The organism is Pseudoflavitalea rhizosphaerae, from assembly GCF_003991355.1.
Classification (GTDB): Bacteria; Bacteroidota; Bacteroidia; order Chitinophagales; family Chitinophagaceae; genus Pseudobacter; species Pseudobacter rhizosphaerae.
In genome coordinates, this window is sequence record NZ_RCSU01000008.1 from 287062 (window position 1) to 311139 (window position 24078).

At 43.2% G+C, this 24078-nt stretch carries 15 protein-coding genes; 4 read left to right on the forward strand and 11 right to left on the reverse strand.

What is annotated here, in order from left to right; translation table 11 throughout:
* Nucleotides 1-201: 201 nt before the first annotated feature.
* On the reverse strand, nucleotides 202-1188 hold the full coding sequence (locus tag D9Y29_RS15795) for a pyruvate dehydrogenase complex E1 component subunit beta (RefSeq protein WP_127129874.1): 987 nt from the start codon (nucleotides 1186-1188) through the stop codon (nucleotides 202-204).
* A gap of 160 nt (nucleotides 1189-1348) precedes the next feature.
* On the opposite strand from D9Y29_RS15795, the gene D9Y29_RS15800 reads away from it, so the two are divergent.
* From D9Y29_RS15800 to D9Y29_RS15815, 4 genes are all read left to right on the forward strand, one after another.
* Nucleotides 1349-2488, forward strand: a complete 1140-nt coding sequence (locus D9Y29_RS15800) for an acyltransferase family protein (RefSeq protein ID WP_127129876.1) — start codon at nucleotides 1349-1351, stop codon at nucleotides 2486-2488.
* Nucleotides 2488-3510: a sensor histidine kinase gene (locus D9Y29_RS15805; protein WP_127129878.1), complete on the forward strand. Its 1023-nt coding sequence runs from the start codon at nucleotides 2488-2490 to the stop codon at nucleotides 3508-3510. The genes D9Y29_RS15800 and D9Y29_RS15805 overlap by 1 nt, the downstream gene beginning before the upstream one ends.
* A 14-nt stretch (nucleotides 3511-3524) precedes the next feature.
* Nucleotides 3525-4235 (forward strand): LytR/AlgR family response regulator transcription factor, encoded by a 711-nt coding sequence (locus tag D9Y29_RS15810; RefSeq protein ID WP_127129880.1) that lies wholly within the window; start codon nucleotides 3525-3527, stop codon nucleotides 4233-4235.
* 386 nt (nucleotides 4236-4621) lie between these two features.
* Nucleotides 4622-5110, forward strand: coding sequence for a lipocalin family protein (locus tag D9Y29_RS15815; RefSeq protein ID WP_127129882.1), 489 nt, complete (start codon nucleotides 4622-4624; stop codon nucleotides 5108-5110).
* Between the two features lie 112 nt (nucleotides 5111-5222).
* On the opposite strand, the gene D9Y29_RS15820 is transcribed toward D9Y29_RS15815, so the two are convergent.
* The 10 genes from D9Y29_RS15820 to D9Y29_RS15870 all read right to left on the reverse strand — a co-directional run bounded on the left by D9Y29_RS15820 (nucleotide 5223) and on the right by D9Y29_RS15870 (nucleotide 24038).
* Nucleotides 5223-5606 carry a hypothetical protein gene (locus tag D9Y29_RS15820; RefSeq protein ID WP_127129884.1) on the reverse strand — a complete coding sequence of 128 codons (384 nt, stop codon included), beginning with the start codon at nucleotides 5604-5606 and terminating at the stop codon, nucleotides 5223-5225.
* Between the two features lie 365 nt (nucleotides 5607-5971).
* On the reverse strand, nucleotides 5972-6376 hold the full coding sequence (locus tag D9Y29_RS15830; RefSeq protein ID WP_127129888.1) for a hypothetical protein: 405 nt from the start codon (nucleotides 6374-6376) through the stop codon (nucleotides 5972-5974).
* Between the two features lie 59 nt (nucleotides 6377-6435).
* A complete protein-coding gene (locus D9Y29_RS26690; protein WP_206513799.1) occupies nucleotides 6436-11151 on the reverse strand; it encodes a DUF6443 domain-containing protein in 4716 nt (1571 codons plus the stop codon).
* A 56-nt stretch (nucleotides 11152-11207) separates the two neighbouring features.
* Nucleotides 11208-11588 carry a hypothetical protein gene (locus tag D9Y29_RS15840; RefSeq protein WP_127129890.1) on the reverse strand — a complete coding sequence of 127 codons (381 nt, stop codon included), beginning with the start codon at nucleotides 11586-11588 and terminating at the stop codon, nucleotides 11208-11210.
* Nucleotides 11589-11598: 10 nt separating this feature from the next.
* Entirely contained in the window at nucleotides 11599-16266 is a 4668-nt protein-coding gene (locus D9Y29_RS15845) for a DUF5977 domain-containing protein (protein ID WP_127129892.1), read from the reverse strand.
* Between the two features lie 205 nt (nucleotides 16267-16471).
* Nucleotides 16472-16990, reverse strand: coding sequence for a GNAT family N-acetyltransferase (locus D9Y29_RS15850; RefSeq protein ID WP_127129894.1), 519 nt, complete (start codon nucleotides 16988-16990; stop codon nucleotides 16472-16474).
* A 66-nt stretch (nucleotides 16991-17056) separates the two neighbouring features.
* Nucleotides 17057-18055 carry a GlxA family transcriptional regulator gene (locus D9Y29_RS15855; RefSeq protein WP_127129896.1) on the reverse strand — a complete coding sequence of 333 codons (999 nt, stop codon included), beginning with the start codon at nucleotides 18053-18055 and terminating at the stop codon, nucleotides 17057-17059.
* Nucleotides 18056-18163: 108 nt separating this feature from the next.
* Nucleotides 18164-19222: a TlpA disulfide reductase family protein gene (locus tag D9Y29_RS15860; protein ID WP_127129898.1), complete on the reverse strand. Its 1059-nt coding sequence runs from the start codon at nucleotides 19220-19222 to the stop codon at nucleotides 18164-18166.
* An 18-nt stretch (nucleotides 19223-19240) separates the two neighbouring features.
* Nucleotides 19241-20671 carry a RagB/SusD family nutrient uptake outer membrane protein gene (locus tag D9Y29_RS15865; protein ID WP_127129899.1) on the reverse strand — a complete coding sequence of 477 codons (1431 nt, stop codon included), beginning with the start codon at nucleotides 20669-20671 and terminating at the stop codon, nucleotides 19241-19243.
* Between the two features lie 10 nt (nucleotides 20672-20681).
* The gene (locus tag D9Y29_RS15870; RefSeq protein ID WP_127129901.1) at nucleotides 20682-24038 is read right to left on the reverse strand and encodes a TonB-dependent receptor; all 3357 of its coding nucleotides are present in this window, start codon (nucleotides 24036-24038) and stop codon (nucleotides 20682-20684) included.
* Nucleotides 24039-24078 lie beyond the last annotated feature (40 nt).

A 24078-nucleotide genomic window follows, 5' to 3' on the forward strand; every position in this document is an offset into this window, starting at 1 on the left:
ATCCAAACGACGGCCTTTTGTATCCAACAGGCAGTTGAACTATTACTGAGCCTCCTTATTGTGAGCGTAACCGGATACAGGTATGGGCTACATAAGCTCGGGCATATGGCTGATCGGATATCTTATTCGAAGAAAACGGGAGGATTTTAAAAACAAAAATCCCGGATATAATCCGGGATTTTCTATTAAGATTCTTCTCTTTTATTTCTTCATATACATCACTTCCTGAACCAGCTTCACAGTACGTGGCACATCAGGCAGCGCAGCAGCCACCAGGTTTGGTGCGTAGTGCAACGGAGCATCAGCAGCTGTGATTCTACGGATCGGAGCATCTAAATAATCAAATCCTTCTTTCTGGATACGATATGCGATCTCGGCAGAAACACCACACATAGGCCATTGCTCTTCTACGATCACCAGGCGGTTTGTTTTCTTAACGCTCTCGAGGATCGTGTACCAGTCCAGCGGACGGATGGTGCGAAGATCTATCACCTCTGCACTGATGCCTTCTTTTTCCAGTTCAGCAGCGGCGCCCAGGGCAACCTTCATCATTTTATTGAAGCTAACGATGGTAACATCGGTGCCTGGTCTTTTAATGTCGGCCTTTCCGATCTCGATGATATATTCTTCTTCAGGTACTTCACCTTTCTCTCCGTACATCACTTCACTTTCCATGAACACTACGGGGTCATTGTCGCGGATAGCTGCTTTCAGCAAGCCTTTCGCATCATATGGGTTGGAGGGTGAGATCACTTTGATGCCGGGGATATTGGCATAATAGCTTTCGAAAGCTGTAGAGTGCTGAGCGCCGAGCTGTCCGGCAGAACCATTGGCTCCGCGGAATACGATCGGACAACTGATCTGACCGCCACTCATCGCCAGCATCTTCGATGCTGTATTCAGGATCTGGTCCAGCGCCAGTACAGCAAAGTTCCAGGTCATGAACTCTACAATGGGGCGAAGCCCGTTCTGGGCAGCACCTACTGCAATACCTGTAAAGCCCAATTCTGCAATCGGGGTATCGATAACGCGCTTGGGGCCGAACTCATCCAGCATACCCTGGCTTACTTTGTATGCACCGTTGTATTCAGCAACTTCCTCTCCCATCAGAAACACATTCTGATCTTTTCTCATCTCTTCGCTCATTGCTTCCCGCAGTGCATCACGAAATGCTATTATTCTTGCCATCCGGTTTTATGGTTTTAAAGAGGGGCAAAATTACTGGTCATGTGTCAGATAAACAAATCGTACACAATACATTTTCCTGTTGTCACCCCAAAGCGTCCAGTCGTCAAACACATTTTACCCCTCCCCGGCCCGGGATTAGGTTTGCTGAAACAACCAATGTATGCAAACACAAACCGCCCGTCAGGCTTATCTGGACTGGCTCCGAATCCTCGCCATCCTCGGGGTTCTCTTTTTCCATTCAGCCATGCCTTACGTGGCGGAATGGGGCTGGCACCTCAAGAATAACCAGACCAGTAACTTGCTGATGGAATTTAATTTCTGGCTCAGCAGGTTCAGAATGCCCCTCCTTTTCTTCATTTCAGGCACCGTAACCTGGTTCATGCTCCAGAAACGAAGCGGAACGGCCTTTATCGGCCTCCGTTTCCGAAGACTCTTCATTCCCCTGCTGGCGGGCATCCTGATCGTTGTGCCGCCCCAGGTATACCTGGAGAGGGTTTCCCAGGGGTACACAGGTAGCTATTGGGACTTCTATCCATCCATTTTCAAGTTCCAGTCCTATCCCATAGGCAATTTCAGCTGGCACCACCTCTGGTTCATCGCCTACCTCTTCGTATATGATGTGATCTTTGCCCCGTTCTTCAGCTGGATGGTCCGCAATCACCAGCGGCAAGGATTGACAAAGTTGTTCAACTGGTTGTCGTCCGGATGGAATATTTACCTGCTGGCCATTCCCGGAGTTCTGATTTACACTTTTTTCGCCTGGGAAAACCCCGCCACTAACGACCTGATCCATGATTACTGCTATTTCTTCTACTGGCTCTTCTTCCTGCTCTGCGGTTTTATTTGTATTTGTTATCCCGGTCTGATGAACAGCCTTGAACGCAATCGACGCATTTCACTGGCTGTTGGCATTGCCAGCATTCTCTTTATCAATTACTGGAGATGGAATGATTTGGAAGATGGGATCCATACGAAATTCTACACTGCTGTGTATCCATTAATGGCTTATGCCTGGGTATTTGCATTGGTAGGTTATGGAAAACGATACCTTAATCGTCCGCATCACAGTCTGAATTATCTCAATCAAATGGTGTATCCTTTTTATATCTTGCACCAGACCGTGATCGTGATCCTTACTTATTACGTGATCCGCACCACAGACACGATCTTAATGAAATACGGGTTCACCGTTTTGCTGACATTCTTCATTAGTATAATTTTAATTCATGTATTCATCCGGCCATTTGGATTGAGCAGATGGCTGTTCGGGATGAAAGCCGGTAACCTAAAACAACAATAATGAAATGGTTCTGGAGATATGCATTCCCGGTAATGTTCGGCCTGCTGATCTATTTTTCCATCAGGGTGGTTACCGATACCAATGATGGAACAAAGTTCTGGCTAAGGCCCTGGAAACAAAATGCCATCGAGATCATCTGCGTAGTGGCCATCACCTGTATCACCCTTCCATTTTTACACAAACTGGTTCAGCAATTCAGCAAAAGAACATCAGTGTTCAATATCAGTAATGTGATGCGCGAGTACTTCATCATACTGCTGGTAGCCCTGCTCAGTATGAATCCTATGCTTTTTTTCATCCACTATCTGATTGATGATCCTGTTTCTTTAAGCGATTTCAGCATCGCTAATGTTGTAGTGGCATTGTATATCCTTTTATATTATTCTATTGCTCGGGGAAATAATTTTATTCAGGCTTATATCGATCAGCAATTGAAACTTGAACGTATCACCAACGACCAGCTCCAGACAGAACTGAAATTCCTGAAAGCCCAGTACCACCCGCATTTCCTGTTTAATGCACTCAACACCATCTATTTCCAGATGGACGAAGACCTGACCGGCGCCAAACGTAGCATCGAACAGTTCAGCGGCCTGCTGCGCTATCAATTATACGATCAGCAACAGACCGTATCCATCAGTAAAGAGCTCAGTTACCTGCAACAATATATCGATCTGCAAAAAATACGCAGCTCGGAGAAACTACAACTATCCGTTAATTTTGATCCGGGCCTGCAAGAGCAGCAGCTCTACCCGCTCCTGCTCTTGCCGCTGGTGGAGAATGCTTTCAAATATGCAGGCGGCGCCTGGACAATCGATATTGCAGCAACATTAATGAGTGAGCACCTGGAGTTTGCAGTTACCAATGCAGTCCCCTCATTGATTCCGCAGCACAGCGCCAGTGGCATCGGACTGGAAAATGTAAAAAGAAGATTGGACCTGCTCTATCCCGGCAATGCAACATTAGATGTAAAAAGAGAAAACGATACGTTCATAGCGAAGCTGATAATTCCGCTTCAATAACCTATACATCCACTATGACAACACCAATCAGGTGCATCATTACAGACGACGAGCCCATGGCCCGCAAGGGCCTGCAGGGTTATATCGAAAAAACGGGCTTCCTCACAACCACCGGCGTTTGTGAAGATGCCCTGCAATTGAACCAATTGCTCAAACAACAAAGCGCCGACTTGTTGTTCCTCGATATTGAAATGCCATATTTGTCCGGTATTGATTTCCTTAAGAATGCCATCAATCCGCCACGCGTGATCTTTACTACTGCCTATGACCAGTATGCGCTGAGCGGTTATGAACTGGATGTGCTGGACTACCTCCTGAAGCCGATCGCGTTTGAACGATTCCTCAAAGCGGCCAACAAGGCTTACGATTATTTCCGCCTGCAGCAATCGGAAGAAAAACAGGATTATCTTTTTGTAAAAGTAGACAACCGGCTGGAGAAAGTTTTCTTTGCAGAGGTCCTGTTTGCCGAAGCGATGGAAAATTATGTGGGCATCTACACAGATAGCCGCAAGCTGATCATTCATTCAACAATGAAGTCCCTGCTGGATAGTTTGCCTGCTGCTGGATTCATTCAACCTCACAAGTCATATATCGTGAACCTCGATGCCATCCGCGCTATCGAAGGCAATGTACTGCACATAAGGGAATACCAGGTGCCGGTATCCAGGTACCTGCGCGAAGCAGTGATGGAAAAGATCATCAATAACCGGTTGCTGAAAAAATGAACGCCCTCTTCTGTCCTACCAATCACTGAAGAATGTACACAAATGGAAATCGATAAAACAGGACAGTCGTCTGTTGACGCATACCCGTAGCTGGTTGATTATGTTTTCCTTACTGTAGTGCTTAACCTACATTTATAGGAAGTGCATGAGGAAAACTGTTCTGATATCATGTAGAACAATTCCGTGGTAGCACGAATTAACAATACAGTCAGTTTTTTACCAGGCGGGTATTTCCATATCCGCCTCTTCATTTGTGGGAATGCGGCGGGTGATTCCTCCGGGGATTATTCCTAACGAATTGGAAATCTTATATCTTTGTATTATCAGTAATACTGGTATCAGATTTGTATTCCTTAACCTGTATTAATCACAAAAATAAGACGACTATGAAAAGAATTAAGTTGTTAGCCGCAGCATCCCTGAGCCTGGTCCTGTTCTTCACAGCCTGTTCACCCAGCAAAGTAGCCAGTCCTGAGGGAGACAAGGTAAACCTGAAAGGTACCTGGACGGTGAGCAATGTAGACCTGGACGGCGTTTCCAAGACCGGATTTAAAGTTACCGTATTCGATGATGCACCCTATAGCTGTTATGTGGGCAGCCAGTGGAACCTGGTACCAAATGGTAATGGTTCCTATACCGTGAATGCTTCCCAGGATTGCACAGGCGGTCAGCGTAATATCTACTGGAGTGTTCAAACCATCGGCGGCGTGAAATACTTCCAGTTCAAGAACCTGGGCACCGGTGTAAAACCCAACAAGGTTTCTGAAGGCTACCGCCTCGAAATGAAATCACTCACCGCTAACAGCATGCTGCTGCAAAGCGCCGTGAACTTTGAAGGAAAGACCGTTTATATCAATTATACGTTTACGAGGTAAGCGAAACTGTTTCAAAGATAGATTCAAATAGTTGGCCATTTGAAAGAATTTAGGTTATGCTCCGAGGCTGCCGGATATTTTCAATTGGCCAACTATTTTCCAGGAAGTGATTTCATTTATGCTTGATTTTCCATACAAGAATTCCACAAAAAATGGCCTTACTTAATAAGACTAATCCGAACAGAATATTTAATGCATAATTCGTGCTATTGATAGTTTTGTTCCAAAAAATCAGAAGGGCTGCACCCACAAATAAAACTGCTCCAATACGAAAGTCAGTTCTGCTATTTGCGTTCAGCACAATTGTCCCGTTACTTATGCCTTTCCTGATAAAATAATATTCAAGAATAGTAATTACTAGAGAATAAAACCCAAATGCAGAAAAAATAATCATTTTATCAATACCCAATATCTTTTGCTCTGGAGACTTATTAGCAAATTGGAATAAATATATTAAGGCAATTGCAAATAATTCAGCTCGATAAAATGTTTTCATTGTATTGTGATATTTTTGGAATTACTTGTTGCTCCGGCAAGAGCTTTTACGGCTCATACAGCAGCTAGACGAGGAAGACAGGCAAACTATCTTTAAGCTCATTGATAAAATGCTTACCAATAAAAAGTTTAAAGAGTTCTATCAAAAAATATCGATGCGCTGTAAAAGCGAAAACCCGGCAGTGCCGGGTTTTTATCAGTCATATGCGCTAATTTTTTTTAGACCATCCGGCCAATAAAGTTCACGAACTCTTCCCGCGCCTATACGAAAAATAACCTTCTACTCAAAGGTGTCCTTAGCCGCGATCTTGCAATTCTGCCAATTTAAAAGCAAAGAATCGCAACACGCACATTGTCAAAACTTCGTCAAATGGCTTTGCGTAATGGAATAAACAAACTGGCAATTACTACACTAACAGCATAGGAAAGAATATAAGTATTTGCCAACTCGTTAAAACCAACAGTATGAATGTTAATAAAGATGCCCAATATTACCACTAAATCGATAACAATTTTGAGAGTAGTGTCAGAAGTAAACTTTGTGAATAAAGCAATACACAAAAGCGCAGTAACCAATAACGTTGGCAGTGAAAATAGTAGGCCAAACAATGCAAATACGAAGATTACACTTACCCCACTGTTCTGCCCTAAATAGCTTGAACTTTTACTTGCTGCCAACAATGCTAAAAACACGGGAGCGATTACTCCTACACTTATAAGCCAAAGTTTAACTAAGTAAATACCCATAGCCCTGCTACTTATTTTCTCCATATTTAACATTTTTATGAATAAGGAAACTGCCACTACAAATTATCACCTAATCAATACAGTTAATTATTATATCTAATAAAGAATGCTGGAGGCGATCTCCTCGACTTATCAGTGGTGGGAACTCCTCCCATTTCTGATAAATTTAGGTTTTTTGTGTGTGTTTGGAGGAATGACGGCTGATCATACTTAAAAAGTTGAACGCCGTTTACCGTTAACTCTGCACTTGGAAAAACATCAGTTTCAGCAGTAACAGAAAGTTCATTTCCGCCAAACTGCACGTTTAGTTTCTGCGCAACATTCACTACATCGAAACCTAAAACATCAAACGCCATTTCTTCAATTTTGCTTACGGAAGCATGTTGTTCAAAAGTAGCATTAAATCCTCCTACGTTTTTCAAAAGGACTTCCTTATTCTGATCATCTCCCAAACCAGGGAAAAAGTCTCTTGGTTTACCAATAGGAGTATTACCGAGAATAGTATTCGAAGTTACATATGCTGAATAGAACGAACCATCGGCTGTTTCTGTAGCTTGTATGGTTAGAGTAGAAGATAATTTAAGCCCAGCAGCAGTTCCAAATGGAGGATTGGGGCCATCCCATCCTTTTTCACTTATATAACTGTTAAAAGCGAAAGTCAAATTTTTCCCCAGATATGTTTCTCCATCCTTGGTTGTTGCCTGAGAGTTCGCGTTCTTATCCCAATATATCTTACCATTTCCACCTCTGACAAAATCTTTTGCTTCCATTCCATCGGGGTCAACAAATCGTATTGGATTATCGAACGCATAATTATATGGTGAATGTCTCCTCATCTTATCAGCCAACGGATCTGCCACATACCATCTTCCAATCTGCGCATCAAACATCCTTGCTCCATAATCATACCACTCCAGTCCACTTCCATCACTAAACTCTTTCTCCTGCTTTTCCTTTCCATTGAACTCATATTTATTATCCAATCCTGTTGCGGCTTTGGAGCTAATCCCCGCCATCGTCAACCCAAACGGATAATAATGCGTTTCCTCCAATATCGGCCCTGGTTTATGGATCACCTGAAGATTGTCAAAGAACACATCTAAGTTACTCTCATTACTCACATAAACAAATAGATATCCATTTTTAGGAACGACAATATTCCGCAGGTCGGCATCTTCTGTCCAATGATCTGTAACCAGTCCGCTGTTCCGAACCCTACTGGCGCCGCCACCTGCAAATTTGAATTGCTCATCCAGAAAAACATAATTGATATAGGCTTTAGGAGTAGTAGAGGTTTCACCATTTGCTCCTCTGAAAAAGCTACCGGGAAAAATGGGTAAGTTCAAACTTGAAAGTTGGGTAGCTGTTACTCCTTTTGTCGCTATTCCGCCGGTAGGGGCGCCAATTAGTCCCGACATTACACTTAACAGATCCAGAACAGTTGAGTTGCTATTATCCACAGTTGAAGTGTTCAGAAAATAAGATTTACCAAAAATATCAACTTTGTCACCTGCCATTACTTTGATCGCAAACTCAAGCCCTGTTCGATTAGTCAAGGCATTCAATTTGTACAGATTATTGCTTTGTACATTTTGGTCAGGTAAACAACCAGCAGGGTAACTCAAATTAGCCGGAGGATTGCCGTTATTATTGTAATAAAGCTTTGTGTTTGCTACAGATTCCGCAGGATCGTTCCAGGAAGGTATGGCCGATTCAGGTGTAATTTTATCCTGATCAATTTTGAAATACAACTTTTCATGATTCACCATCGAGTTATCCTGTGCAGCACCGGAGACACTAAAACTCCCTTCGAGTGTTGCTGCCGGGTAAAAATTAGTAGACTGTTCTTGTGTCAATACCACCCTGACGTTCCCCAGATGATCTTTCAGCATGTAGTCATAATGCAAGGTGTTATCAAGTTCCCGTAATCTTACCCTTCCCTCTTCATGACCAATAAATTGAAGTTTATCTGTGTATCCAAGTGACGCCAGTGCAGCATTACTGTATTCCTTGGCCTCATAAACAAGCCCGCTCAGGTAAGTAGTAGTTACAGTAACGTTAGTGGAATTATCAACACCGTTATATGGAACCGTTAGGTTGTTTTCTTTGACTATTTTTTTTAATTTATTCCCTATAGCATCATATTGATATGTGATGCTACCCTTTCCACCTTTCATATTAATCAAAGAAGGGAGGTTTAGATGATTGTAAGTTATACTGCTTATTCCTTTGTTATGATCTGTCTGCAGGCTTCCGTTGGTATTGTATGTATAATCGATAATAGTAGAAAAAATACCTTCAGGAGAATTAGAAGTAAGGCTTGACTTGGAGCTATTCTGAGGATGCGTGTTTAAAGTTTTGAAATCTCCCAGCTTAGTCAAAACATTGTTATTGAAGTCGACTACGTTTTTAAGCTTATTGGTATTTAATTGATAGGTGTACTTAAGATCATCAACCATTGAACTGGTAGTTGAAACCAATCCGTATTGCTGCATCCGTGTAATGTTTCCATTAAGGTCATAGGCAAGCGCACCCACACTGAAATCAATACCAGCAGACTTATTAAAACTTGCTGTAGATCCGGACCCAGATACAAACTGATTGAAGTCAGCCGACAGTAATCTGTTACTGGCATCATAGGTAAAATCATACTTTCGAAGCTGCTGATCGCCTTCGCTCTTCCAGATTGTGCCTGATATGTTCCCATTGAATGATGGAATAAATGTACCTGTCACAGGATTTTTATCATATCCCAATTGCAATCCAAAATATTCACTGTTATTATTTTCGGATGTAAGATATCCTTTGTTCACAGACATCATCCATCCTCTTACATTGTATTCAAATTCTTGTTTTGCCAGTGGAAATGATGGGGCATCTGGATTCTCTCCTATCCCTTTTTTTCGTACCTGACCAAGCGCATCATATTCCAATTTATTAATAGTTGTATAAGCTTCAGGCAATTCATTATTGTTGACAAGAGTGTTTTGAATTTTCTTATCAATTTTTGTTAATCTTCCAAGATCATCGTATGAGTTCCTGCTTACTATATAAGTTGTCTGGGCGGTAGCGCCAGCTTTTTCTAGTTTCTGCAATGAAACAAGGATCTTGCCTGCCCAATTGTATTGATGAGTTTCAATGTCTGTTCCATTTGTGACATTTTTCGTTTTTATTTGGATAGGCCTACCTTTATCATCATATAGCGTTACTGAATAGGTGTAACTTGAAGTGCCAAGGATTTTCGTCTCATACCAGGTAGGTAAACCCTTTGTAAAACCTGATGCAGTAGAGGAGACAGCTTCCGCGAAATCAGGAGCAGAATTGTAAGACTCGTAAAACCCATAGGTAGAATTTACATTTGTCAAGTCAATATCTGCATTGAGATTACTAGCTGCGGGAAGCGTTGAATAATCATCATATCCTGATTTAGTAAGGTATTCCCAATGTGCAACAGCTGGCGTACTGTAAGCACTGAAAGGATAAGGGATAAACGATGAAGGCAAGGGCGTGGGCGAAGCACTGGCAAGATGTTGAACAAATGTTTTCGCAGTAGAACCAGACCAGGAATTAAGTAGTAATCCCGTTTCCACTGGTCTATTCAGGTCATCGTATAAAGTTACATGCCATTTATTCAGACCTCTTAAAAATGCGTCCTGGGTCATTACAAGCCTATCCTTAGAATCATACACATTATAAACTTCACCTGCACCTGGTACTTTCTTCATTATCAGTCGGCCTCTGCCATCATATTCATATCTGAAACAAAGTTCGGCCAGAACATTATTAACTGCACTTGCGGTCCAGCCTGCCCCATTCAAATAATCTACTGCTTTGGGCTGAATTACACATCTCAACAAATGCAGATCATCATAGATGTAGTATGTGCATATCCAGCCTGTATGTCCTCTACCTGCCCCATCATCGGCAGTATTGACAGCAGTAGATATTTGCACTTTTTTCAAGATAAGCTGTCCTTCCTTATCTTTAAATTCAATTACCTGGTTATTGTGTTCATCTATTGAAATTTGTTTGGTTAGCGTTCCTGGCAAGTAGGTAGTGCTAGTACTGTAATTTCCAAATGCAGGAAGTACTCCATCTGAAACAGTCCACATTCTAACTGCATCATTAGCCGTATTCAACAGATACCTGGTTTTTACAGACTTTCTGTTTTCAGGAAGAGCCTGCCCGTAAGTCCCTATCCAACTACTACCCGGCGAAAAAGCTTCCACTGGCCTGCTTAGAGGGCTGCCATCAAAAATAGTTTGACTATAAGTCCAGTTGCGGTTATCAGGTCCAACATTAACTTCGCCATCTTGCCCCGCCAACTGCTGGTTATAAAAATCATTTTGTTGACGGAAAGGATCGTATTTAAAAGAGCCATCACTTTGTGAAGGGCCTGAATTAGTGGATGCGAATGGGAGGATTTTCAATTGTTCTCTACCAAACTCGTCATACCTGTTTGCTGTTATCAAGTCAGCTACAACAGGAGTAAAGCCTGCTTGATTGGAAGGGTTATATGAATTGATTGATCCTTGTTTCACTACAGTTTGCAGCGGCCTCCCTAAACCATCCAGATATCCTGTCGTTTGTTTTACCTGCTTTAAAGGTTTGTTCAGTACATTAGCCGGGTTCGATTCCGGAGCATTCATTTCCCATGTCCGTATGTAGTTCACAGGCATACTGCTTTGATAATTTGGAGGAACAGGAACCGGCAATTGCGCTGATGTCATAGTCCCCTCTGTGAAATAGATAACTCCCACTAGAATTGCTTTATATATGAAGATGGATTTAATCCGCATGGGATAATTTTTTTTAATGGCGCCATCAATAAATATTCATTGTCCTGATTCCTGACTTAATGATTTTCCGAATTGGGACTGGCGCCTAATCTTATGGACTTCATTCGATATTTCATTGACTTTAGCTCTTCTTTCAATTGCGCTATTTGAACCGGGGATAAAATTGTAGCAATCTTTTGATCTCTTTCAGCAGCAGCCTGCTTCATTCTTACTCCTTTCTGTTCTTTTGATAAAATTGTGTCTTTCATAATCGTGGAAATATCTATAGCAGATTGTTCGATATACCCCATCACCTTGTCAACAGTTGTAAAATCTGTATTTAGCTTAGTCTTAAGAATTGATCTTAGAGAATCTGATGATTTTGTTCTGTCATCGGCCGTTTGAGCGTTTACGTTAACAGAAAGAATAAGTATTAAAAATATTATGATCAGTCGCATGTCGGTTTAATTAGGGGATGATAGTATAATAAGAACCAGGAAGGAGTGAAATGGTAGTGTGTTCAAAATAACTTCCAGAGCTGTAATAAACTTGCATTTCACCAATCAGGTATGTACTTAAGCCTGGATTAGTAACGTATATTCCGTTTGTTTGGCTACTGCCACCCGGAGTACCAATGTCCAGTGTATAATTTATATTAAAAGAAAAGGGAACTGTCATAGCCAGAGTTTTATTAGCATCCTCATAAAACTCCACCCAGTATGACCATTCTTCCGTAATTAAGTAATCATCCTCGTAATAATCGGAAAGATCATGCGCTAACCACACATACACCATGGTGCAGTTGGCATTTGTGTTAGCTGCATTCTGCCCCTGAGCAGCGATCTCGTTCAAGGCCTGTTGATCGGCATCCTGCTGACTTATAAGGGATGAATACATTCCCGCAGGAACTACGTATTCCCAGGTTCCTGGTTTATAATTGGCGGGACATGTGGTTTTGGAAAACACCTGAAACTGCATTGTATTCAAGAAACTACAAGTTCCTGTAGAGTTTGCATAATTCTGCCCGTTGGCTGCAATATCGTCTATTGCAAGTTGGTCAGCATCCTGCTGACTTACGGCAGAACTATATTGCTTTTCAGGAACTGTATACATCACAGCTTGCCCACTGGTGCCGGTTCCGCAATTGTTACGTGTGAAGGATTCGCTTCTTTCGGTATTATAGAACAAGCAACTCCCATTCATATTGGCATGCTCCTGGCCCAGTAGGAATATTTCATTCAAAGCTTTCTGGTCCGCATCTGCCTGGCTGATGATAGATGAGTATATATTCGCAGGAACAACATATTCGATGGAACCGCCGACAGCTCCGGGTGCGCAATTGTTCACTGTGAAAGTTCGTTTTTGTTCTACATTGAAGTAGTTTGATTTACAATCTTCAGGTTGCCCTTGAAAATTATAACAGATAACACGCAAAATATTATTGTCATGATCACGAACCAAATGCAATCTGCCCATTCTGTCATATTCGTACCTGGTAATCCGGTTCTTGACATCAGTTAAACTGGTCACACCAATAAGCGGTGCATGTGTATAAGTGGTCATTTCTGCACCTGAAGCATGCAGTCTTACATCATCAAACCACACTGATCCTGTGCTATTATTATCAAGCCTGAAGCCCATCTTTACGACATCGGCCGGAATGGAAACTGTTTTTTCCACAAAAACCCATTTATTGGTGGTTGTAGTAGAAACGTTCTCCGAGTAGGAGAATTCACCAGTTTCATTACTTCGTTTCATTAGCAACACAATATTCGCAGATGGGCCTGAAGAATAAATCCAGCCAGAGAATTTGAATTGTGTAGCATCTGTCAGGGAAACCTCCAACCATTTAGATGCAGTGGCTGATTTCTTTCCGGCTCCTGTATTGGATATTCTTCCAGAATAATTTCCGGTATTAGCTTTCAACACATCATAGTAAAGATTTGTGAAAGTATTCGGTTCTTCAAAATTATCGAACCAACTCCTTTGCAAAGGATCATTCATTACACTCGCAATTAATTGATTATTTTGCGGTGAGTAGATATAAGAACCTCCGGGTGACTGTACCTTTTTTGATACAGTTACATTTGCATTCTGATCGTACTGTAGTTCGTGTTCGAGATTGAACATTTCTGGATCATATAATAATGCGGCGTAAGGCGCAACTGCGGCACCTGCCTGAGTAGATGGTATCGGAGTACTTGTGTTTAGCCTGTAATTACGGTAAGGCATAATGAATTTGTCTGAATAGAAACTTTTGTATTCAATAACGGAGCTTGAAAGAAGTGATGTGTTGCCCCCTCTGGTGATCCATTGCTGGGTTTCCACAGGATAATCCAGCATGTTTTTACTGATCATCTTCGAATATACATCTCCGGCGGATTCGCTATAATCTGAAGCGTATTTTACAGAAACGGTTTTGGAAATATTGTTACCAACCTCCGTTGTAGTGGAAGAAATTTGTTTGACTTGAGGATTATAACTGTAATGAACATTTTCTACAGAATTACCTGCAATTGTGTACGTGGTGGTAGTTGTTTGAGAAAGGCGCCACCAATCTATTCTTACGGGGTATACATCCATATAGTAAGAAATTGCAAGTCCTTCGTCCAGAAAAGGCAGGTAAAGAAATGGCGTTCCGGGCATTGGATCATCAAAACCAGCATATTCACTCAGGAATGGATATGTAGTTGCAGTTGTAGCCAAAATTAATTTTTCTGAAGGTCCATAAGATTCATAAAAATTTTCTTTTTTTAGAACAATATTCCCATCTGCATCGTATGTAGTTTCAATTAAAGGACGTCCAATAAAATTTAAATCCGATGGCGGAATGTACGGACCTCCGCTAAAGGAACCGTTCAAAAATGTAGAAACGATTTTACCATTCTCACCGTTCTCGCCGAGATACTCAGTAACAGCATCATATCCCACAAATGAACCATGCGCTGCAGTACTGAGAGGATTCAAACTTGATGATTGTAATATCTCAAATGTTTCATTTATCGTTGTCGGATAGTCAATTATTGTATTGAAGCTATGGAGTGGATAAGACATCAATGATCCGGAGCTTATGCCAGGATTAGAAACTAGATGGTATTCAAACTTTCTTATCATTTCCGTCCCGCTACCATCACTGGTTGAAATTCTTTTGACCCTCAAACCACCTGCTTTAATGCCAGGGTCATATCCTGTAATGGATTTAAATACTACCCCCACTGAGGAATATTGCTTTGGAGAATGACAATAAGCTACAATCCTGTACCACCCAGGCTGAATGACCATTGAGGTGCTCCTGTAGGGGCTTAGTTCATTATTTTCACACTCGCCATATTCAAGCTTATACAAGATATCTCCAGAATAATACTGATCTATATTGGTAAAATCAGGATAGGCATCCTCCGAAGGTATTGAAACTAGGATGGCAAAATATTCTTCAGCCAAAGGAAGTCCGGGAAAACCATTGCAATTCCCGTCGAATACTGCATTGCCGGAAATTGTAATAACAGTTTCATTGGGAATATAGAAAGATTCTGTATTGTACGGGCTCGAAGGCACACCAGAATAGTAAGTCAAATGTGCATCTACGTTAATTGGTACATCTTCAAACACTGGCGTTACCCCATTAAAATCATTAGGTTCAAACTCGAAGGACTCAGTTCCTCCTGTTGGATATTTGATGGAAGTAAGCATGCCCATTTGTATTGCATCTTTATTCACCATTCTGTCTGCTCCTTGTGCATAAATGAAATCAAGCTGATCAGTAAGGGTAGCCCTGGGAATAAGATTATCATTATTCCTATTATTATAATAACCCCAAAAATCCACTCCTTTTACCCTCTTACTGGGAATTGTAATGGTTTCATTATAAGTAAATTCATAAGGACTTTCCGCAATAAAAAGTTTTTTTAATTGCAATCGCATATTATCCGCAGTTCCCGTTGAATTGAAATAATCATATTCGAACATAACTGATCGGATCTCAATGGGATTCCTCTTTTCAAATATTTTAATATGATCTAACTTAGGAGCAATATAGTCTTCTGTCGTGTTCAGATCCTGACGTGAACTTGTGAAGAAAAGCAGGTCTCCCTCTCTGAAGCTGATACCAATTAAATCTACAGGTTGTGTGAGGGAGCGTGAAACCGACGAATATTTGAGCAGGTTTGGGATATGTTTTGAATAGCCATAATGTGAATATGTTTTCCTCGTGTACATAGATTCGGAGAGACTGGGAGTGCTAACTATTCCTGCACAAGTTTCTGCAGAAGGGACATCGTAAGAAAAATTAATCTCGTCCACATTATTTGCTGAAATTATTTTGTCTAAGTGCCAGGAAACAGCCAATTTATCATCCATACAATAATTGTCGAAGGGACGATCCTCGATGTGTGTAGCCCCGTGTGACAAGTTGGGAGTGTTATGAGATTCAGAATATGAATATTCCGGCGTAGCCAGAAAATAAGTTACTCCTTTCCCATCAGTAACTATGAACTTTTTTTCGTTAACATTATACTGCACACGAAAATTACTGGTCTGATCCAGCAATGTAGCAGTGATCATGCCATCCTGCACAACTTGTTTATCGAAGACAAACTTTCCCGAAATACCTGCAATATTGAGAAAGAATAAGTCGGGCTCTGCATCATATTCGCGATTGATTATTTTTTTGATCAACATATGCTCAGTAGGCGTAACCCCAATTGCCAGGTTAAACCATTCTCCATTAAATAGACTATTAAGGTTAGGAGCAGCCCAATATCCCACACCCTGAGAACCAAAATCCTCAACTCCTCTTATCGAACGGCTAATCACTCCTCCTGCATTCAAACTCCAGCCTAATCCAACCCAACTCGCCTCCTGCTGTACTTTAATTCCCGAAGCATGATAAGATAAAGTGACGGGTAACGAAAGAGAACCTGTCTTAATTGTGTACAAAGGAATCTGAATAGAAGGTTGACCGGTATACTTACTCACGGGAATTTGGGTGTACTCCAACAACGCTGCAGTATTGGGCGCTGCGGGCAATGAAGGCTCCTTGAAATCCCCGTTATTTTGTCCGGATGTAAAATTTACAAAAATGAAAATACAGAGCAACGTCAATAGAATAGGTGTCAATTGCCGGTAAATGAAATTCATAAGTCAGTTTGGAACAATAAAAAATTTATTCCTGAAACCAGGAATTATTATCACAGAGAAATTCAAATAAGTGGGCTGTGGAATACAATGAGAACCTTTTGTAGAAAAAAGGTTAGACAAATTTAACCGAGAGGCCGGAATATCACAATGGATCAAATCAATAAAAATGAAAAATAAGTATTAATACTTAGTGTGTAGTGTCTATTCATAATAACTTCCGCATCATCCAATCCCTTTGCACATCATTGCCCAGTAAAAAATCATGCTCCCCAAATTTCTCGAATCCCCATTTCGCATAAAAAGCAATGGCGCGATCATTCTTTTCCCAAACGCCCAGCCAAATACTTCGTTTATTCATATTCGTGGCAATCTCTATACATCGCTGCATCAATGCTTTCCCCACTCCTTTCCCGATCACATCCTCCCTGGCATAGATCCTTGCTATCTCGATCGTTGGAAAATCATGCAGCTCAGAAGGTGGAAAGCCATCCAGCATTCTCACATAACCTGCCAGTTGTTGTTCCGCATAAGCGAGTAAGAAAATATTCCCGGGAGCGCCAACCTGCGCCATCAGCCGCTCTGTGCTGAATTGCTCAGACATAAATTTCTCCATGTCTTCAACGCTATTGTCTGCAGCAAATGCACTGTAAAATGTTTCCCTGCTGAGGGCCGCAATTGCCATTGCATCCTCACGGGTACCGTACCTGATCAAAATGTCTGACATACAAATCCAGTTATAAGATAAATTTTTTTTTAGTGACAGTGAGCGAACACTTATACCCGGGAAAGCCTAATCTGGTTTCAGCACGGAAATAGCTCTCCTGCTGAATTTGTTCCGGTAGTCCATTGGAGTAAGACCGGTAACCTTTTTGAATGTTCCGCGAAATGCCTTCAGATCAGCATACCCTACTTCATACATCACTTCAGAAACATTATTCCTTCCGGATTCCAGCAATTTCTTCGCCTGCTCAACGCGCACCCTTTGCTGGTATTCACCAGGCGTATTACCGGTTGCCTGCATGAACCGCCTGTCGAAGTTCCGGCGGCTTAATGCAAACCTGCCGGCCAGTTCTTCCATTGAGAATTTTTCCTGGAAGTTTTGTTCGATATAATGTTGTGCATCGCGGATCACCTCATCCGCATGGTCTTTTTGGCCGTTGAACATGATGAAGACAGACTGGCTGCTCCTATCGATATCAACCTGGAACACTTTAGCGCAGAACAAGGCCGTTTCCCTGTCGTAATATTTTTCAACCAGGTAGAGCAAGAGATTGAGAAAAGAGTAAGCGCCGCCGTTCGTATAGATGCCCTGTTCATCCGTGAGGATCTTATCTGTTGCCAGATGTACTTCCGGGAAAGATTGCCTGAAAAGCGCTGCTGCATTCCAGTGAGTAGAGCAGCTTTTGCCATCCAGTAATCCTGTTGAGGCCAGCAGAAATGCCCCTGTACAGATACTGGCCAGTTCAGCACCCATACTGTATTGTTGCTTCAACCAGGCAATAAGTTCCTGGTTTTTGCTCACAACTTCCAATAGGTCATGATGTGCCTGTGCAGGAATGATCACAAAATCTGCCTTGTCAACCGAACGGATATATGTATGCGGTTTTATCGAAAACAACCCATCGTATAATTCTTCTTTTTCATTCACTCCGGCCAGCTGCACATCAAATACCGGTTCCTGTCCCTTCTTCATAAAATGCTCATTGGCCTTAATGAAGAATTTATAAGGTCCAACCACACTACTGAGATTGTTCTGACCTGCCGGTACAACAATGATGAGCTTTTTCATGAGCGGATGTTTGAATAAAATTACAACCTATTCATTTGTCAGGGTAAAAGAAAATGGCCCCCATTGAGGGCCATTTTCTTCCAGAATGAAAACAAAGGAATGCGTTCACTATTGCTCTTTATTTTGAACTGGGTCCAAAACCTGCTCCAGTTTTTCTTCCATTGCTTTTCCGCGAAGGTTTTTGGCGATGATCACTCCATTGGGGTCCAGCAAATAACTGGTAGGTACCCCGGTTATCTGGTATAAGCCCGCAGCAGCATTGTCGCGTAAAAGGTCAGACACCTGCAACCACGGCAATTGGTCGTCCTTCACGGCTTTCAGCCAGAGCGCGCGCTTTGTGTCAATAGATATTCCCAGAACTTTGAAATCCCTATTCCTGTACCGGTCAAATATTTTCACCAGCTCTTTGTTATCGGCCCGGCAGGGCTTACACCAGGAGGCCCAGAAATCGATCAACACGTATTGACCACGAAGGGATGATAAACTCAGTTCCTTTCCTGTACTGTCAGGCTGAATGAAATCAGGAGCCGTCATGCCAGGCAGCAATTTTCGTTTTCTTTCCAGCGACTGAAAGAGCTCCTGCCCTTTTCGCGAATTCCGCAATTCCATGTCCAGTCCACTGAATAAATGTAAAAGTGAATCGAATGCCAGCACAGTCCCGGCAATATTGCTCATATACCTTATGGCGTTTACACTTACCAGTGACCCGGGATATTGTAAAATGAATTGCCGGTTGGTTTCAATGAAACCATTATTACCCGCGTCGCTTTCTCTTAAAGACGCCATCATGGAATCATATACCTGCAATTCAGCATTGATACGGGACCCACTTGTTTTTGCCTTGTGCATGGAATCTGCGCCGGCAACAAAAACAGGAACTGTATCCAGGTAGATCATCAGTTCATCATAGGGCCATTTGATCGGGTTTCCATCCAACGATAAGAAAAGTGAAGCGGGTACGGGCTCATCGATCTTTCCGGAAAAGTGGAATCGGCCCTTATTCAAGGTAACAGAATCGATCCTGGGCCCCTGCTGCACAGCATATCTCAGGTATACTTTCGCGGGGGCATTCAGCTGACCGATCTTACCCTTCAGTTCAAACGATTTCAATTGCGCATAACAGGTAGTTGTTAAGATCGCAAACAATAACAATATTGTTAAACGCATACAATGTTCAATTGGTGATTAATAGCCCTGGTTAGGTTCCAGGTTGGGATTTACTGTAATTTCGGTAATGGGTAACGGAAGTATGGTATCATTCTTAGTCCATGTACCTCCTTTCAATGCGGTTATTCCGGAAGCCCCGCTCATCAATCCATCCAGCTTGCCGGTCCTTTTCAGATCGAACCATCTATGCCCCCATTCAGTGAACAGCTCCACCTGGCGTTCATGCAGTATGGCATCAACAACGGAGGCCCTGTCCGTTGGGCCTGCATAATCATCCAGGTTGGCCCTGTTGCGGATCTCATCGAGATCATCCAGTGCTTCGCTCTTGTTCTGCTGTGCGCGCGCCTCGGCGCGGATAAGATACAGTTCCGATAATCTCATCACCATGAAATGTTCAGTCACTGCCGACCCTCTTTCACTATTCTTGTATTTGGATGCAAAATGATAGAGCGTACTACCGGTATTGAAAGAGCCCACCCAGTCTGTGCGGCGTGCATCGCCACTTTCGAAGGCATTCAATAACCAGTCGGTCATGCTGTTGTGATTGGTGAAACCAGGCGCCATCCTGAGTGTATAAAAATAACCATCCATCGTGTTGGTGTAGATGGGATTGGAACTGGCCAGTTGCCAGATAGCTTCTTTGCTGTTTTTCAGGAATACCTTGTTCAATGGCTCAAGACCATATGCAGGATCATCTATCAGCTCAGTTGCCTGCAGCTCCGCATTCTTCCAGTCTTTCAGGTAAAGGTAAACCCTCGCCAGCAGGGCGGTTGCAGCAGCTTTATTGGGCCTGGTCTTTTCTGAAGTGGTAAGATTGTTCGCGTCCATGTATCCATCTGTCAACAGGTTTTTAGCTTCCACCAGGTCTTCAATGATCAGTTTGTAAACATCTTGTTGCGGGCTGCGATGCAAACGGTTATTGATCTTATAATCTGTACTGGTAACGATGGGAAGATTGCCATAAAGATTCACTGCATAGAAGTTAATGAATGCCCGCAGGAACCTGGCTTCTCCTTTCAGTTGCTTTTTAACCGGTGCGCTTAGAGTTGTTGACTGCTCAACGCCTTCGAGGGTTGAGTTGGCGATGTAAATATTCTTGAAAAAATGTCCCCAGAAATAAGTACCGGGATTGGATGCGAGATCATTCTTGTAGAATTGGGTAGCGGCCACGCCGATAAAATGATTGTGCAGTTCATCGGCAGCCGTTGCCATGAACTTGCCGATACTCCAGGTGCCATCCGCAATATTGCCTGGCGCATGTATGGTATTGTATGCGCCGGTCAAAACAGCGGTGGCTGTTTTATTATCGGAGAAAACAGTGGAGCCTACAAGGCTGTTGGTGGGAGGAGGCACTTCTACTGCCCGCTTGCAAGACAAGATGCAGGAGCAGGTGATCATTACAGTTAGTGTAACCAGTTTCCGTTTTGCGATATATGAAAATGAAATCATAAACAGTTTTTTAAAAGGTGAATTGACAACCAAGGGTGAATACTTTCAAAGGTGGCAGCACCAGGTAATTCCTGTTCTCCGGATCATATCCTTTGTAGTTTGTAATGGTGAGCATGTTCTGTCCCTGGAAATAAATCCTTGCCTGTTGCAGCGCCAATTTTTTGATACATCCTGCAGGTAAGGTGTAAGAAAGTGCAACATTCTTCAGCCTGATGAATGAAGCATCGCCATACTGCAGATCGCTCATAGTGGCATAGTTGGAAGATGCGATAGTACTGTAGTCCTGGTTGTATCGCTGGAACCTGGCTTTATCGCCTTCCTTCTGCCAGCGGTCCAGTACATCCACAGGTTGGTTGGCGCTGAAGGTACCGGGTAATCCTCCCACATGTTCATAGTAGTAATTCATTCCTTTCTGTTTCACGAACTGGAAAAGGAAATCCAGTGTGAAGTTGCCATAACGGATATTGTTCTGCAATCCGCCATAGAATTTTGGACCGAAATCCAGCAGCGCGATATCGTCTACCAGCGGAACAGGATCGGTAGTGGGTTTACCGTCTGCGCCCATGAACAGGTAAAGCCCGGATTCAGGGTCCACGCCTGCATACTGGAATGCTTTCACCGCGGTGAGTGGTTGCCCCATCACCAACCTTTCACTATATCCGGATGCTTCGAAATTGGGAAAAGAAACCAGTTTGTTGCGCGGGAATGTGATATTGAAAGAGGAGGTCCACCTGAAATTACTCTTGCGGATATTCACGGTATTCAGCGCAAATTCCCATCCCTTGTTCTCCACTACTGCCGGCAGGTTCTCTGAAATAAATGGAAAGCCGGTTACAACAGAAAGCGGGGATTCAACCAGTTGATTGCCGGAGCGGTTCCTGTAATAGCTGGCAGAAAGATTGATGGCGTCGTTGATAAAACCAAGTTCCATGGCCAGTTCCAGCTTTTTATTCTGCTCCCAGGCCAGCATGGGATTGTAAAAGCTGACGGGATAAAGTCCCTGTGAACCGCCATAGGTGTTCACGGTAGAATTGTACCTGTCCAGGTAACTGTAATCAGCCACCTGGTCGTTGCCTGAGGTTCCGTAACTGGCGCGTAGCTTACCGAAACTAAGAACGGGCAATTGGTCAGCTATCCATCTTTCTTTGGAGAATACCCATGCTGCGCCTGCTGCATAGAAATCCGCGAATTGCCTGCCTGGTCCGAAACGGCTGCTGCCATCCCTTCTTGCAGTGACATTGAGGATGTATTTTTCTTCATGGCTATAATTGATTCTACCGAATGCTGCATTGTATTTGTAAAAGATATCGGTGAGTTGTTCAACTGTAATGGTGGATGCAGCCTGAATATTTTCGAGTAAGAGATCAGAACTGAAGCCTCTTGCTGCGAGCCTCTTTCCTTCGTTCCGGCTTTGTTGGAAGCTGACGCCTGCCAGTGCAGAAAGTTTTCCTTTGCCGAGGTCGATCTTGTAATCGAGTTGTGGTTCTGCGATCCAGGAACGTGTATCGGCATTATTGAAATTGCTGGTGCCGGAGATCTCTCCTTTCAGCGGATCGATGGTGGAGAAAGGGACCATTCTGCGCTGGTCCATGTCCACTTTTGTATAACCGAGACTGGTCTTGAAATCGAGCCCCTTCATGATATTGAAAGTGATCATGAGATTGGCCAGGAGATTGGTGGCCCTGCCTTTGTAGGGCTGTTGTAAGAACGCATAGGGGTTGCCCTGGATCCAGGTGCCATCGGCCCAGTTCAAGGTGCCGTCTTCATTGAAAGCGCGGGGTGCATTGGGCGCAAAGTAAGACATCACCGATGTTGGGTCAGTTATAGGTAAGGTAGTGTTCTCACTAACATAAGAACCGGTGAAATTGAATTTCAGTCGCGAGTCCCTGGAGCCGCCGGACACACTCACATGCATAGACGCTTTTTCCATGGCATTTTTTCCCGGGTACACGGTTGATTCGCGGTGATAAGCTCCTCCCGTTTTATACTGCACCTGGTCAGTGCCTCCGGATACGGAAGCCTGCGCATCGGTGTATCTTGCAGTATTCCCGATCAGTTCGTCCTGCCAGTTCGTATACCTGTTGGGCTCCCAGGTGCTGCCTCCCAGGAGGTCTACATCGATGGCAGGATCAGGTGTTGCCCCGTCATTCTTAAATGCTTCCTTTCGCATTTCCAGGTACTGTTCCGTATTCAGGTATTTCACCTGGTTAGTGACCTTAGCGATGCCCTGGTAAAAATTGAAATCCACTTTAGCCTTTCCTGCTTTCCCTCTTTTGGTAGTGATCAGCACCACGCCATTGGCGCCGCGGCTGCCGTAGATGGCCGTTGCATCTGCATCTTTCAATACTTCGATACTGCTGATATCATTCGGATTGATCAGGTTCAGCGGATTGCCTCCTGCAGGATTGAGGTTATTGTTGTTTTGCAATTCTGGCGCAATGGAAAAAGGCACACCATCTATCACATACAGAGGATCATTCCCATTGGCGATACTGTTGATACCACGGATCTGCACCATGAATGAATTGCCGGGGGCGCCCGAACTCTGGGAAATGAACATACCGGGCACCCTTCCGCTCAGCGCCGCCAGCGGATTTGAAATAGGCTGCCGGGCAATATCCTCTCCGGACACTTTGGATACATTACCGGTGCTGGTGCGTTTGTTGTCTGTATAGTATCCTTTGTTCACCACCACTTCCTGGAGATTGGTTTCAGCGATGCTCATCACAACTTGTATGAAAGATCCCTTCGCAATGATCTCCTGCGATTCATAACCAATACCCGAGAACACCAGCACATCGCCTTTTTTTGCATTGAGCGTGAAATTACCGGATGCATCTGTTGCAGTGCCGGCACTGGTCCCTTTCACTATTACATTGATACCGGCGAGTGGCTGACCGTTGTGATCGGTTACTCTTCCGGAAAGCGCTGCATTGAGCAGTTTGGTGAAATCCACAACAGGTAAAGGTTCCGGGGCAGCGGGCCTGGAAGCAATGATGATGGTGCGGCTTTCGATACTGTAACGGAGTGGTTGCTCTTCCAGGAGTTTTTGAAGGAAGTCAGGCAAAGGCATATTCACGGCCCTGATGGTTACCGGCCTTGCATTTTCCAGGACCTGTTCCGTGTATAAGAAAATGTAACCTGTTTGTTTTTCCACTTGTTTAAAAACCTTTTGCAGCGAAGTGTTTTGCGCATTCATTGTCACTTGCTGGCTCAGGCCTTCAGCACTTGCATGTAATAAAAAAGCAGTCAAAAAGATCATAGTGAATTTCATCACTAACAGGGTTTTGGTGATCAGCCGAAGTCTCACAGCCGGATCGTGGGCGCTTCTGGCTACTACCCTTGCGGGCATAACGATGTAATCCATAACTTTACAGTAGTTTGGGTTGATGATAATAAGCAGTGTT

What these genes read in the sequence shown, in the direction of transcription:
- D9Y29_RS15795 (WP_127129874.1), bottom strand. Translation starts at nt 1,188, where the DNA reads ATGGCAAGAATAATAGCATTTCGTGATGCACTGCGGGAAGCAATGAGC.
- D9Y29_RS15800 (WP_127129876.1), top strand. Translation starts at nt 1,349, where the DNA reads ATGCAAACACAAACCGCCCGTCAGGCTTATCTGGACTGGCTCCGAATC.
- D9Y29_RS15805 (WP_127129878.1), top strand. Translation starts at nt 2,488, where the DNA reads ATGAAATGGTTCTGGAGATATGCATTCCCGGTAATGTTCGGCCTGCTG.
- D9Y29_RS15810 (WP_127129880.1), top strand. Translation starts at nt 3,525, where the DNA reads ATGACAACACCAATCAGGTGCATCATTACAGACGACGAGCCCATGGCC.
- D9Y29_RS15815 (WP_127129882.1), top strand. Translation starts at nt 4,622, where the DNA reads ATGAAAAGAATTAAGTTGTTAGCCGCAGCATCCCTGAGCCTGGTCCTG.
- D9Y29_RS15820 (WP_127129884.1), bottom strand. Translation starts at nt 5,606, where the DNA reads ATGAAAACATTTTATCGAGCTGAATTATTTGCAATTGCCTTAATATAT.
- D9Y29_RS15830 (WP_127129888.1), bottom strand. Translation starts at nt 6,376, where the DNA reads ATGGAGAAAATAAGTAGCAGGGCTATGGGTATTTACTTAGTTAAACTT.
- D9Y29_RS26690 (WP_206513799.1), bottom strand. Translation starts at nt 11,151, where the DNA reads ATGCGGATTAAATCCATCTTCATATATAAAGCAATTCTAGTGGGAGTT.
- D9Y29_RS15840 (WP_127129890.1), bottom strand. Translation starts at nt 11,588, where the DNA reads ATGCGACTGATCATAATATTTTTAATACTTATTCTTTCTGTTAACGTA.
- D9Y29_RS15845 (WP_127129892.1), bottom strand. Translation starts at nt 16,266, where the DNA reads ATGAATTTCATTTACCGGCAATTGACACCTATTCTATTGACGTTGCTC.
- D9Y29_RS15850 (WP_127129894.1), bottom strand. Translation starts at nt 16,990, where the DNA reads ATGTCAGACATTTTGATCAGGTACGGTACCCGTGAGGATGCAATGGCA.
- D9Y29_RS15855 (WP_127129896.1), bottom strand. Translation starts at nt 18,055, where the DNA reads ATGAAAAAGCTCATCATTGTTGTACCGGCAGGTCAGAACAATCTCAGT.
- D9Y29_RS15860 (WP_127129898.1), bottom strand. Translation starts at nt 19,222, where the DNA reads ATGCGTTTAACAATATTGTTATTGTTTGCGATCTTAACAACTACCTGT.
- D9Y29_RS15865 (WP_127129899.1), bottom strand. Translation starts at nt 20,671, where the DNA reads ATGATTTCATTTTCATATATCGCAAAACGGAAACTGGTTACACTAACT.
- D9Y29_RS15870 (WP_127129901.1), bottom strand. Translation starts at nt 24,038, where the DNA reads ATGGATTACATCGTTATGCCCGCAAGGGTAGTAGCCAGAAGCGCCCAC.